This is a genomic window from Providencia zhijiangensis, assembly GCF_030315915.2.
Taxonomy (GTDB): Bacteria; Pseudomonadota; Gammaproteobacteria; order Enterobacterales; family Enterobacteriaceae; genus Providencia; species Providencia zhijiangensis.
The window spans coordinates 2,548,474-2,562,129 of record NZ_CP135990.1 but is presented as its reverse complement, the minus strand read 5'-3'; the positions used below and the strand labels follow the sequence as shown (position 1 = coordinate 2,562,129).

General features: G+C 40.6%; 7 protein-coding genes. 6 read left to right on the top strand and 1 reads right to left on the bottom strand.

Going from position 1 to position 13,656, the window contains the following annotated elements; translation table 11 throughout:
• Window positions 1-473: 473 nt before the first annotated feature.
• The 6 genes from QS795_RS11800 (at window position 474) to QS795_RS11775 (ending at window position 11,788) form a co-directional block, all read left to right on the top strand.
• Window positions 474-2,513, top strand: a complete 2,040-nt coding sequence (locus QS795_RS11800) for a type I restriction-modification system subunit M (RefSeq protein ID WP_286268966.1) — start codon at window positions 474-476, stop codon at window positions 2,511-2,513.
• Window positions 2,513-3,859: a restriction endonuclease subunit S gene (locus QS795_RS11795; RefSeq protein WP_286268963.1), complete on the top strand. Its 1,347-nt coding sequence runs from the start codon at window positions 2,513-2,515 to the stop codon at window positions 3,857-3,859. The genes QS795_RS11800 and QS795_RS11795 overlap by 1 nt, the downstream gene beginning before the upstream one ends.
• Window positions 3,859-5,706, top strand: a complete 1,848-nt coding sequence (locus QS795_RS11790) for a DUF262 domain-containing protein (protein WP_286268961.1) — start codon at window positions 3,859-3,861, stop codon at window positions 5,704-5,706. The genes QS795_RS11795 and QS795_RS11790 overlap by 1 nt, the downstream gene beginning before the upstream one ends.
• On the top strand, window positions 5,706-6,119 hold the full coding sequence (locus QS795_RS11785) for a hypothetical protein (protein ID WP_318626505.1): 414 nt from the start codon (window positions 5,706-5,708) through the stop codon (window positions 6,117-6,119). Before QS795_RS11790 ends, QS795_RS11785 begins: the two co-directional genes overlap by 1 nt.
• Window positions 6,112-9,315, top strand: coding sequence for a type I restriction endonuclease subunit R (locus QS795_RS11780; RefSeq protein WP_286268959.1), 3,204 nt, complete (start codon window positions 6,112-6,114; stop codon window positions 9,313-9,315). Before QS795_RS11785 ends, QS795_RS11780 begins: the two co-directional genes overlap by 8 nt.
• Window positions 9,316-9,607: 292 nt before the next feature.
• Entirely contained in the window at window positions 9,608-11,788 is a 2,181-nt protein-coding gene (locus QS795_RS11775; protein WP_286268958.1) for an AAA family ATPase, read from the top strand.
• A 475-nt stretch (window positions 11,789-12,263) separates the two neighbouring features.
• Here QS795_RS11775 and QS795_RS11770 read toward each other — a convergent pair whose 3' ends face one another.
• The gene (locus QS795_RS11770) at window positions 12,264-13,505 is read right to left on the bottom strand and encodes an integrase domain-containing protein (protein ID WP_286268957.1); all 1,242 of its coding nucleotides are present in this window, start codon (window positions 13,503-13,505) and stop codon (window positions 12,264-12,266) included.
• Window positions 13,506-13,656 lie beyond the last annotated feature (151 nt).

The window sequence follows — 13,656 nt, the reverse complement described above, 5'->3', positions numbered from 1 at the left end:
TCCGCTAGAGTCGTTATTTATAAAGTGCAGTAATTGATATTAGATAAAACCGTTTCCGGTAATATCAACATTTTGTATTGATGCGTTGGTTATCTTACATTGAAGTAGCTATTTATCTAAATTTGTGACCAATTTTTGTTGATCGCTACAATTATTATAAATTGCTAGTACAGCAATGTATGCTCCATTGGCATATTAATCGTGATGGGTATTATGACTTGGCTCTTAAGTACAAAGAGAACGATGTGAGTGAATAGAGGTTTGTTTATTAATATGTTTGTAGAATTATTCACTTAGTGGCCATGATTGACGTGCAAGTTATTATTTCGCTTTGCAGTTTTATCAAGGCCATGTTCACTGACTTGGCTAAGTTGGTGGATAATCTGTATTTTCTGCGTTGTATGTCTCTACCACTAGGCTTGTTATAAAGGTACAATCAGTTAACTTTTTTAATATTCAATGTGCTGATTACAATGACTAATAACAATTTCTCTTCAACAGCGGCATTTCTATGGTCAGTAGCTGACCTGTTACGTGGCGACTTCAAGCAATCTCAATACGGACGCATCATTCTCCCTTTCACCTTGCTAAGGCGCTTAGAGTGTGTCCTTGCTGCTACAAAGGCTGATGTTCTGGCTAAATACGATGCAGTAAAATCAATGCCGATTGAAGCGCAGGACAAACTACTTACCCATGCTGCGCAGTTAAGCTTTTATAACACCTCAAAAATGGATTTGAACCGTCTTGGTGAAACTGGTGTAGCGAATAATCTTCAGAATTATATTCAATCATTTAGCCCAAATGCCCGTGAGATTTTTGAGTATTTCGACTTTTTTAATACCATCGATAAATTGGAAGAAGCCGACCTGCTTTATAAAGTTGCAAAACGTTTTGCGACCACAGATCTTCACCCTGACGCCATTAGCAACTATGGTATGGGTTTAGTGTTTGAAGAGCTTATCCGACGCTTTGCCGAAAGCTCAAATGAAACCGCAGGGGAACACTTTACCCCAAGGGATATTGTTGAGCTGACAACGTCATTGCTTTTCACTAACGAAGAAGAGTTAACCAGTTCAGGCTTGGTACGCTCAATCTATGACCCTACAGCAGGAACCGGTGGCTTCTTATCGTCTGGTATGGAGTATGTCCACAAACTCAACGAGAAAGCCTCTCTATCAGCATTCGGTCAAGAGCTGAACCCAGAGTCATACGCAATCTGTAAAGCAGATATGCTGATTAAGGGGCAGAAGGTCGATAATATCAAACTGGGCAATACGTTATCGAATGACCAGCTCCGCAGTGATAAGTTTGACTATATGCTATCTAATCCACCTTTTGGTGTGGATTGGAAGAAAATCCAAAAATACATCACTGATGAGCATACCCAAAAAGGTTTTGAAGGCCGCTTTGGTGCGGGCTTACCTCGCGTGTCTGATGGTTCATTACTGTTTTTGATGCACCTAATTAGTAAAATGCGCCCTGAAAGTGAAGGTGGTTCACGTATTGGTATCATCCTAAATGGCTCCCCACTTTTTACTGGCGGAGCGGGTAGCGGTGAGAGTGAAATTAGACGTTATGTTCTGGAGAATGACCTACTCGAAGCAATTGTGGCGTTGCCTACTGATATGTTCTACAACACGGGTATTGCCACTTATATTTGGGTGTTATCTAACCATAAGCCAACTGCTCGCAAAGGTAAGGTTCAATTAATTAATGCGTCAAAAGAGCGAGCGAAAACAGGTGGGCGCGGGCGTAGTGGTGGTGGTGAAGTTGAAGGCGATGATGAAAACGTGTTTTATGCTGTCATGCGTAAATCACTGGGTAGTAAGCGAAAAGAACTAACAGAAGAAGCGATTGAGACAATCGTGCAAACATACGGTCAGTTTGTAGAAAACGATTTTAGTAAAATCTTTGATTACAAAGCGTTTGGCTATCGTCGAATTACGGTTGAACGCCCACTGAAATTAGCCATTTACCCGAAAGATGCTATACGCCTTGAAGCTCTGCAAGCAGATAGTGTTTGGCTGAAAATGGATGAAATCAGCCAACAAGCTATTCTTGATGCTCTCGCTTCCTTTGACTCCGAAAAATATTTGTCTCGTGATAAATTCCTCAAGCAGCTAAAAAGCAAGCTGGTGGATGTTAAACTAAGTGCTGTGCAGTTAAAACTGATTGTCAAACACCTTGGTGAGCACGACGATGAAGCTGAAGTGTGCAAAGCCAAAGGCCAGATTGAATCTAATCCTGATTTGCGTGATAACGAAAACGTACCACTCACTGAAAATATTGCCGATTACTTTGCTCGAGAAGTTCTGCCACACGTACCGGATGCTTGGATTGATGAAAGTAAACTAGACCCGAAAGATGGTGAAGTGGGTATTGTTGGATATGAAATCCCATTTAACCGCCATTTCTATGTTTATGAACCACCGAGAGCACTAGCCGAGATTGATGCTGATTTGGATGCGATCTCAGCAGAAATTATGCAATTGCTTAATGAGGTACATTCATAATGGCGGGGCGTTATAAGGCTTATCCTGAGTATAAGGATTCAGGGGTTGAGTGGCTTCAGGAGATTCCTTCCAATTGGAATGTTGAGAGAACAAAGCGTATGTTTTTTTTGAAGAGAAGCCTTGTTGGAAGTAAATCATCTAACTATCAGCTGTTATCACTAACACTAAAAGGTATTATTCCTCGAGATATATCTTCAGGTGAAGGAAAGATACCTGAGAGCTTTGATACTTATCAAAAAGTCGATGAAAATGATCTGGTTTTTTGCCTGTTTGATATAGATGAAACACCAAGAACTATAGGTATCTCACCACTAAATGGGATGATTACTGGTGCATATAATGTATATGGTTGTTTTGATAGTTGCTATCCAACTTATGCCTATTATTATTTTTACCATATTGACACATTTAAAGGTTTAAAGCCTTTTTATACAGGGCTAAGGAAAGTAGTAAGAACTGAGACGTTTAGCAATATTGAAATGCCTTGCCCTTCAATGGAAGAACAAAAGAAAATCGCTAACTTCCTCGATCGCGAAACCGCCAAAGTTGACACTCTAATCACCAAGCAAGAAAAACTGGTTGAGTTGTTAAAAGAAAAACGTCAAGCAGTAATTTCTCACGCAGTGACCAAAGGGCTTAACCCAGATGTACCAATGAAGGATTCAGGTGTGGAATGGTTGGGTGAAGTGCCAGAGCATTGGGTTGTATTGAAACTCAAGCATCTCATTCAATCATTAGAGTCTGGATGTAGCGTCAATGCTGCGGATACACCAGCCAAAACGGGTGAAATTGGTGTATTAAAAACAAGCTGTGTTTATACAAGACGCTTTCGTGTAGAAGAAAATAAAACGGTTTTACAAGAAGACTTGCCAAGAGTTAAGTGTCCTATCAGAAAAGGGGCAATCATCATAAGTCGCATGAATACTCCTGAATTGGTTGGCGCTAGTGCATTAGTAAATGTTGATATTGATAATATTTACCTGCCTGATCGATTATGGCAAACAAATTTTAATAAGAGTTTTGATATAGAAGCTGAATTCTTAGCATACTTTATGACAGTTGAAGGTTTTAGAAATCAGATATCGTTATCTGCAGAAGGTGCTAGTAGTAGCATGCAAAATATAGCAAAAGAAGATTATCTTGCAATTAACGCTATACTTCCTCAGTTAAAAGAACAAATAGAGATAGTTAACTATATTAAAAAAAATGAAGCTAAGTTTTTGCGGCTTGAAGCACAAGTAATGAACACAATTGAGTTATTAAAAGAACGCAAAACAGCTCTTATTTCAGCCGCAGTAACAGGCAAAATTGATGTGCGTGATTGGCAACCAAAAGGAATTCAATAATGAGTCGTTTTGAAAACAAAATTGATGCAAATAATCGCTCTATCTTAGAAGTACTCGATAATAAAAAATATACCGTTGATTATTATCAGCGTGAATATAGCTGGGAACAAACTCATATAGAGCAGCTCATTACCGACTTGTGTAATGCATTTTTGGACAACTACGACCCAAAACACCAACGTCAAGATGTGGCTGATTACAACAGTTACTATTTAGGTCCTTTTGTCCTCAGTGAAAAAGCAGGCAAGCGGAGTATTATTGATGGTCAACAACGCTTAACATCGCTAACGTTATTTTTGATTTACTTGAATAATAAACAACAAGAACTTGGCTTAGATGAAGCTGTTTCAGGTATGATTTTCTCTGAGAAATTCGGACAAAAATCATTCAATATAGATGTGCCAGAGCGTATCGCTTGTCTTGATGCTTTATTTAATAAAGGAGAGTATGCGCCACCTGAAGATGCTGATGCTTCAACGGTTAATATGGTTGCTCGTTATCAAAATATCAGTGATGCGTTCCCCATAGATCGTATTGATGAGACGGTCTTACCTCTATTTATTGATTGGCTTAAGGAGTTAGTTGTTCTTGTTGAGATAGTGGCATATAGCGATGATAATGCTTATACCATTTTTGAGACAATGAATGACAGGGGCCTAAATTTAACCCCAACTGAAATGTTGAAAGGCTTCTTGTTATCTAAGTATCGCGACGATAAAAAGCGACAAAAGGCGAATGATTTTTGGAAACAAACGATCATTGATCTCAAAGTTTTTGAAAAGGAAGAAGACCAGCGATTTATGCAAGCATGGCTAAGAGCAAAATACGCTGAATCAATCCGCCAAAGTAAGGCTGGCTCACTAAATGAAGACTTCGAAAAAATAGGTACTCGTTTTCATAATTGGGTAAGAGATAATCTTTCTAGAATGGGCCTTGCTGAAGCTGGTGAAAATGAGTTTGATGTGTTTATTAACACCGAATTTAAGTACTACGTGAATGCATATAAACGTCTTCGTCAGGCGGAAGAAAAGATCATTCCTGAACTTAGCTCGATTCACTACATCTATCAATGGGGTATAGCAACCTCTCTAAGTAATCCTTTAATGCTTGCGCCATTAAAAACGACAGACTCCATTGAATTAGCCAATAAAAAAATGAACCTTGTCGCGAAATACATTGATATTTTCTGTGTTCGCAGAGCGATTAACTTTCGTAACTTCTCAGCGAGTTCGATTCGTTACACGATGTACAATCTGGTTAAAGAAATACGTAACAAAGAATACAGTGAACTACTTGCTATCTTTGATAAAAAACTTAATGAGATGGATGGGACATGGGATGGCTTCGAGGGGTTCCGCCTGCATGGTCAAAATGGTCGTTTTGTTAAATATTTACTCTCACGCTTATCAGGTTATGTAGATGGTCTAGCAGGGGAGAATACGAATTTTTCTACTTATTATCATGCAGTAAAAAGTAAGCCTTTTGAGATTGAGCATTTATGGGCTAACAACTTCGATGATCATAAAGACGAGTTTGAGCAACAAAATGATTTTCGTAATACACGCAATAGTATTGGAGCACTTGTACTGTTACAGAGAGGAACAAATCAATCATACAGCGATAAAACTTATGTAGATAAGCTTCCTCACTATATCAAAGAAAACTTACTGGTTAAGTCACTACACCCATTAGCATATGAAAATAATCCTAACTTTAATAAGGCTTTTTCTTGCAATGGCTTAGCGTTTAAAGCTCATCCGGAAATGAAAGTAGCGGATATCAAAGAGCGATGTGAGTTGTATCGCCAGATAGCGGAACAAATATGGTGTTTGGAGGAAGCTAACTAATGGATTTACTACCTATAGCTAATCTTTTTGTTAGTTCGCTAAGTGCTATTTCGTCAATGATTCAAGCATATAACTCATCAAAGGTTACAGATAAAGCTTTAAACAAAGCCCAAAAAAGGTTGAATGAACCACTGAAAATTGGTGGAACTACGATTTCTCAGGTAATTGACTGTGATTTGCTAATAAAGTTATCGAGTAAAGCGGAGCAAGAAGCCCGAGCATTAATATCTTTAATTTCAAAGACGAATGATACAGAATTACTCACGCAGTCAATTAGAGAAGCGAGTGCTCGTTTATGCTTCTATCTTTCACAAATAAAATTTTATAATAATGGTGATTTACCAACTATACGACTGAACGAACTTTGGATTTCGCATCGATGCGATGATGATAAGGGTGCTTGTAATGTCTGATATAGCACAAGAAAAAATATTCCAAAACGACATCCTTGAACAAATGCTGTCTCACGGTTGGTTATTAGGCGAATCGAGCAAGTACAACAAAGAGTTGGCTCTTTATCCTGAAGACGTTATCACGTTTGTGAAAGCTACACAGCCAGAGCAATGGGATAAACTCGCGCAGCACTTTCCAAATACAACGGCGGATGCGCTACTCAAATCATTAGAGCAAGAACTGAAAAAAGAAGGCACACTCTGGGTATTGCGAAACAAGGTCAATAATCGAGGTGCTAAGTTTAATCTTTGCAGCTTTAAACCAGATCACGAGCTCAACCCAACGGCAGCGGTTCGTTATCAGCAAAATATTCTACGTGTTGTGCCAGAACTGGTTTACTCACCCAATGGTTATGACGGTCGATTAGATTTAACGCTATTCGTGAATGGGATAGCTGTTGCCACTTGTGAGCTTAAGTCAGAGTTTAAACAGTCAATTGATAATGCCAAAGTGCAATATATGAAGGACAGGCTACCGAAAGACAAGAAGACACATAAGTCTGAACCGTTATTGACCTTCAAACGGGGGGCATTAGTTCACTTTGCGGTTAGTCAGTACAACGTGGCAATGACCACGCATTTGAATGGCAAAAATACGTATTTCTTACCGTTTGACCAAGGAACAAGTGAAGGTGGTAAGGGGAACGATATCCCCGAAGATGGCAGCTATGCGACATCCTATCTTTGGAATGAAATTTTCCAAAAAGATAATTTACTGCTTATCCTTGGGCGATATATTCACCTTGAAGTCAAAGATGTTGAAAATTTAGATGGTTCAATTAGTCAAAAAGAAACGCTGATCTTTCCTCGTTACCATCAGTGGTCGGTAGTTTCTAAGTTACTCCGAACCGTAGACCATGAAGGTACAGGCCATAAATACCTCATTCAACACAGTGCGGGTTCAGGTAAATCAAACTCGATTGCGTGGTTATCTCACCAATTAGCATCAAAACACTATGATATCGGTCACCCTGAGCTTGATAAGCAAGCAGGGGATAAGGTATTTGATTCTGTTATTGTGATCACCGACAGAACGGTGTTAGACAGTCAGCTACAGGATACTATTTATCAGTTTGACCACAGCGAAGGGATGATTGCTCGTGTTAACCGCGAAGAGGCTCAAGGCTCTAAATCCAGCCAATTAGCTGGGGAGTTGAAGGCTAGCACCTCTATTATTATCGTGACCATTCAAACTTTTCCTCACGTACTAGAGGCGATACGCCAAGACTCAACGCTTGCGGGCCGAAGTTACGCTGTGATTGCTGACGAAGCGCACTCCAGCCAGACAGGGACAACGGCTCGTAAACTGCGTGAAGTCCTTATGGCTGAGCAGCTAGATGGCGATGAAGAGCTAGACAGTGAAGATATGCTGCGTTTATCACTTGAAGCTCGTAAAGGCTCGAATAAACTCAGCTACTTTGCTTTTACAGCAACACCGAAGGCAAAAACACTAGAGTTGTTTGGTCGTAGGCCCAATCCTTATGAGCCTGCAAGCGATACCAATAAACCCCAGCCTTTTCATGTCTACTCAATGCGCCAAGCGATTGAAGAAGGTTTTATTCTCGATGTTCTGCAAAATTACACCAGTTACCGAGTGGCTTACCAATTAGCGCATAAAAATCCGGATTTAGATCATGAGGTAGATAGCAAAAAAGCCGCATCGAAAATGGCAAAATGGGTTCGCTTTCACCCTTACAACATTGCTCAAAAAGTGGAAACTATCATTGAACATTTCAATGATAAAATTAAGTATTTGTTAGGTGGTGAAGCCAAAGCAATGGTCGTCACTAGTAGCCGCTTAGAGGCTGTACGCTACAAATTGGCTTTTGAAAAATATGTGCAAGAAAAGGGCTACACTAACGTTAATGCAATGGTGGCATTTTCTGGAGAAGTGAATGATCCTGATTTCCCTGATCATGCTTTCACTGAAAATAATATGAACCCTAATCTCCGTGGTCGCGATATGCGTAAAGCATTCGATACCTCAGATTATCAGGTCATGCTGGTGGCGAATAAATTCCAAACAGGTTTTGACCAGCCGAAATTAGTGGCGATGTATGTCGATAAGCCATTAAAAGGCGTTGAGTGTATTCAGACACTTTCTAGGTTAAACCGCACTTATAAAGGTAAGGAAAAAACCTTTGTGCTCGACTTCGTTAATGATCCTGAAGATATATTGGCAGAGTTTAAAGTATATTTCCAAACGGCAGAACTAGCTGATGTCTCTGATCCAAACATTGTCTATGAACTAATGAAAAAGCTCGACAAAGTTGGTATTTATCAATGGAGAGAGGTTGAGATGTTTGTTGAAACGTATAACAACAAGCAAGCAAATCAAGCCAAACTCGCTAATTTGTGTAAGCCAGCTGTTGACCGCTTTTCTGTCCGTTACAAAGAAGCGTCGCAAGTTCTTCGAGCTGCACAATCGGAGCTGTCTAAGGCAAAAATTGAGAAGAACGACAAAAAAATTAAGTATGCTGAAAATAGCGTAAAGCACGCGAAAGAGGCGAGAGACATTCTTGAGGTGTTCAAGAAAGACCTCATCTCGTTCTATCGCTACTACGAATTTACGTCTCAGATTGTCAATTTTGATGATTATGAATTAGAAAAGCTGAGTATTTTCGCTAAATATCTCCATCCGTTGCTGCGCCTCGATGTTGTGGAAGACGAAATTGATTTATCAGATGTGGTGATGACGCACTACCGTCTTCACGAGCAACGCGAAGCCGATTTACAGCTTGGCCTTATGATTGGAGAAGAACCAAAGCCCTATTTGCCTGCGGCAAAAGAAGGCTCAGGTGCTGTGCCGAAAGATCCCAAAACTGAATTGCTTAACGAGATCATCCAGCGAATGAACGACTTGTTTATTGAAGATGGTTTATCTGAAAATGATATGCTTAATTACGCAAATACCATTGCAGGCAAAATTTCAGAAAATGAAGTCGTTATGGATCAACTGCGCAGTAATACAAAAGAACAAGCCATGCTCGGTCAATTCCCTGAGTCAATCAATAATGCCATTATTGAGAGTATGGATGTTCATAATGAGATGGCAATGAAACTCCTGTCTAACGAAGCGATAGCGAAAGGCTTTGCTGGATTGATGTTTGATGTGTTAATGAAGGGATTAGGAAAGGCGAGTGAAGCTCAACATTAACATATGATAATTCACTACCTTGGGAATAAGTTCAGGCTGGTAGTGTATTGTTATATTTTTACCGTGAAAATATTTAAATATTCAATGAGATAGTTTTTATTGCGTTTTTTCGTTAGAGTTGGTTTGTCCTGACTTATATTTCTCTTTCTAACTCTAGTGTTATTCAAATTTCGCAGATATGGTTATCATCATCCGGTCAACAGACTATCAACAGACTATCTGTACAGATAGTCTGTTGACTTTCTTCTAAGCAACATGATGTTTGACATATTCAAAGCACAGGGGTTGAACGATGAGCATACTTTCTCTGCGCGGAGTGCGCAGTTATTCCTATGATGAAGCGGCCCAGATGGATATTAGCAGCTATGTCACTTTAATTTATGGTCAGAATGGGGCAGGTAAATCGACGATATCTGGATTTTTTTACCAGCAAGATAATGATGAATACGAACAATGCACTCTTCACCCTCCACTAGATATGCAATATACCGTCTTTAATCATCAGTTTGTTGAAGATCTTTTCCACGGTAAGGCTGTTCAGCCCGGTATCTTTACACTTAATGAAGAAAATAGCGTTATTGCTGATGAAATAGACGTATTAGAAACACATGTGAACAAGTTGCGTGTTGCACTGCAGGCCAATAACCTCTCTCAGCAAGAAAATGATTCTCAGCAGCAAGAGGCCCGTAGCGATTGCGCAGCTCTTATTTTTAGCAGTTCTGCTGAGGTAAGGTCTTCAACTGCGGCTGTTCTGATGGAGGGAGCAAAACGTACTGAAAACCTTTACCAAAAAATCATGTCATCCTCTGATACTATCATAACCAGTACAACGGCGTTGTGCGAGGAACTAAAGCGTCTGGAAAATAGTAAAGGTAGCCGTGTTCAACCTATTAATGAGTTTCCTCCATTCATATTTACAGAAGAGGAACTTACCTTGTTAGCCGAGCCACTAGTTCCATCGGGTGACAGTGTTCTTGCTGCTGCTATAAGGCGCCTCAACAATAGCGACTGGATTGCACGAGGAGCAGAATGGATTGAGGGGGATGTTTGCCCATTCTGTCAGTCATCTATAGATGGTAAACATCTCCAAAAGGAAATTACTGCGTTATTTGATCGTTCATGGGAGACCGCTATGAGTTCGCTGCAAAAGCTTGAGCAACGTTATTCAGAGTGGATAAACTTATTTCCCGGTCTGAGAGAGAATCTGAACAACTGCCCAATAGTTGGTGCTGAATCACCGATACTCGTGCGGTTATCTGAATTTGAGCAATTAGCTCAATCAAACCAGAATGCAATCTCACAGAAGCTTATAGAACCTTCAATACGTATTAGCCTGCGTTGCACCGTTGATGAAATGACAATCTTACAGCAAGCACTCTCAGAACTAAATGGGGAAATCAATGAAAACAACCGCCTCGCAGAGAACTATACAGTAGAGCGTACGTCCCTGACAAACCGTGTTTTTGCACATATACGTCACCTTTCCTCAGAAGCAATTGAGCAACAGCGTACTAAACTGACTGTATTACAAGAAACTAGGCGAGCTCAGGAATCTGAGTCAGAAGACCTTAAGAAAAACATAGATAATACTGAAAAAGAAATTGCACAGAAATACACAGAAACTGTCAATATAGACAGCACCGTGCAGAACATTAATAATGCGTTAACTTCATTAGGCATAAATAGTTTCAGTATCGTTCGATGTGATGAGGGAGTTGAGTCTTACCGGCTCAGTAGAGTGGGTGAGAGCTCTGATTGTCCGGTATTTCAGAGCCTTAGTGAAGGTGAAAAAACATTAATTGCATTCCTGTACTTTATCGAAGCTTGTAAAGGCAGGAACAGTCGCAATCAATCGGATAATAGGCCTCGTCTTATCGTCATTGACGACCCAATATCCAGCTTATCTCAGAATTATATTTTCGAAGTAGCTGCGTTAATTCAGCATGAAATTATTAAGCCTCGTTACGCCGGGAAGGTGATAATACTCACACATAGTCTGTTCTTCTTTCAGGAGCTTCTACTCTCAAGCGGAGGTCGACCAGTAGGTAGGAAGCCAGCAGATTGGCAACTGTATCGTATTACTAAAGGTCAATTCAGCAGTGTCAGTACTATTACAGAGAAGGAACTACTCAATGACTATCAAGCACTCTGGTATGTATTGCGTAAGGCTAGTAACGACACACCTTCTGGCGTGATTATTCCAAATGTGATGCGCCAAATTCTTGAACATTATTTTAGTTTTTCAGGAAAAAATGAGCGCCTCTACAGTGTACTGAATACTCTAGCAGAGAATAATCGTGAACCTAGGTTTAATGCATTTTATCGTTTTATCAACCGCAATTCACACGCAGACAGTCGTAACATTCGTCTTCAAGAAGAGGCATCAGCAGGCGTGTATATCGATATGTTTAAACGAGTGTTTGAAGAGACTGGGGACATAGAACACTATAATATGATGATGACTGAAATTTAAGATGCTACCACTACTGGGGACATGACATTAACGTTTAGGTAGGGAGCGCGTGTGCATACACACGTCCTCCCAACGGCCTAAACGAAAACGCTGATACTGGCGTACCAGAACGGTTTTCTGTTTCATACCGGACTCCTTTTACGGCGCCAGTCGACTACTGGCCAGCCCCGTACACCTCGTACGAGCATGACTAACGTGCAGGGATAAAAGGTGCCCAGAGTGGTAGCAAGTAAATAATAAGATTTATTTCTGTAAATTACAACTGTCTTATACAGATCAGCATCGTTATATTTATGTAAGAACCTTACTCAAATACTAATACATATATCTTGTAGCAACTGTCATGATTGGACCGTGCATAGAATGACCTAAAAGCATATTTTAATTTCTGGATTTGGTACAGGTCTGAGGTCTAGGTGATGTATAGCTACGTGCTGTTAGTGTACCAGCTCAAATTTGAGCTGGTACAAATAAGTTACCCAACTAGCGATATCCCTCTTATCCCGCCTTCAATAATACTTCCTCTATCTGCTTCCTCAATAAAATCCGCCCACCATTGCATCATAGGGCGTCTTTGCTCTAGGTAGTCACTACGGTTGTATGCGCGTCTAACTTCGTTTTTATCAACATGGGCGAGGGCGGCTTCGATAACATCAGGTGGGAAGCCTTGTTCATTGAGTGCAGTACTAGCAATTGAGCGTAGGCCGTGTGAGACCAGTACACCACCGAATCCAGCGCGTTTTAATGCAGCATTGACGGTTTGGCTATTCATCGGTTGAGTCGGCTTGATACGGCTAGGAAAGATAAACTCACGATTATGGCTGAGTGGTTTCATGAGCTCTAAGATAGCTAAAGCCGCTTCAGATAACGGAACGGTATGTTCACGGTTCATCTTCATTCTAGCTGCAGGTATCTTCCATTCCTTGGTCTCAAAGTTGATTTCATCCCAACGGGCTTCAGTGGCTTCAGCAGGGCGCGAGATGGTGAGTAGCTGCCACATGAACAGGCATCGAGTAGATAGGCTAATACTAGCTGTACGCATTGTCTGCATGAGCTTTGGTAGCTGATCAGGGGGAATACTTGGCATATTCTTTTTCTTGGGTTTTTCAAAAGCCTTACCAATGTTGATACTTGGTACGGCATCAATTAAGCCAGTATTTTGAGCATAGATCATCACTTCGTTAATACGCTGACATAGGCGCCGAACCGTTTCTAGCGCACCTCTAGCTTGAACGGGCTGTATTGCTTGAACCAATATATGGGCTTTGATATCGGTCACGCTGATGTCACCAATGGCAGGGAACACATCTCGTTCAAGTGAACGCCATATATCATTACCGTAGTCTTCTGTTACAGTGGATTTCTTCACTTCCCACCAACGTTCAGCGACAAGTTGAAAGGTATTTGCCTTAGCTTCTAAGGTGTTACGAACTTGCTCTTTATGGTGATCTTGCGGGTCTATCTGTTTAGCGAGCAGTGTTCTTGCTTCAAGGCGGTAACTACGTGCATCAGCAAGACTGACGGCAGGGTAAGAACCAAGGCTCTTTTTAGCTCGTTTCTTAGTGAGAGGGCGAATATAGCGAAATGACCACAACTTGCTGCCATTGGATTTAACCAATAGTTCTAATCCATCGCCATCATAGAGGACATAATCACTCTGTTTTGGTTTTGCTGCGTCGATCTCTTTTGCGGATAAGGGTTTGGTTTGTCTTGCCATTTTTGATGTTCCATTGTTTTTAGGCACCTCAAAAACTATAAAGGTTAACGAGGTGCCTATCAAGGTGCCTAAGATGATTAGATTTAATTAGGTGACATCAGACTGCGCAGGACATAAAAAAGCCCGCAACTCATTGAGTTAGCGGGCTTTT

Bases quoted from the DNA above. Each gene is read 5' to 3' on its own strand.
- QS795_RS11780 (WP_286268959.1), top strand. From the start codon at position 6,112: ATGTCTGATATAGCACAAGAAAAAATATTCCAAAACGACATCCTTGAA.
- QS795_RS11795 (WP_286268963.1), top strand. From the start codon at position 2,513: ATGGCGGGGCGTTATAAGGCTTATCCTGAGTATAAGGATTCAGGGGTT.
- QS795_RS11800 (WP_286268966.1), top strand. From the start codon at position 474: ATGACTAATAACAATTTCTCTTCAACAGCGGCATTTCTATGGTCAGTA.
- QS795_RS11790 (WP_286268961.1), top strand. From the start codon at position 3,859: ATGAGTCGTTTTGAAAACAAAATTGATGCAAATAATCGCTCTATCTTA.
- QS795_RS11775 (WP_286268958.1), top strand. From the start codon at position 9,608: ATGAGCATACTTTCTCTGCGCGGAGTGCGCAGTTATTCCTATGATGAA.
- QS795_RS11770 (WP_286268957.1), bottom strand. From the start codon at position 13,505: ATGGCAAGACAAACCAAACCCTTATCCGCAAAAGAGATCGACGCAGCA.
- QS795_RS11785 (WP_318626505.1), top strand. From the start codon at position 5,706: ATGGATTTACTACCTATAGCTAATCTTTTTGTTAGTTCGCTAAGTGCT.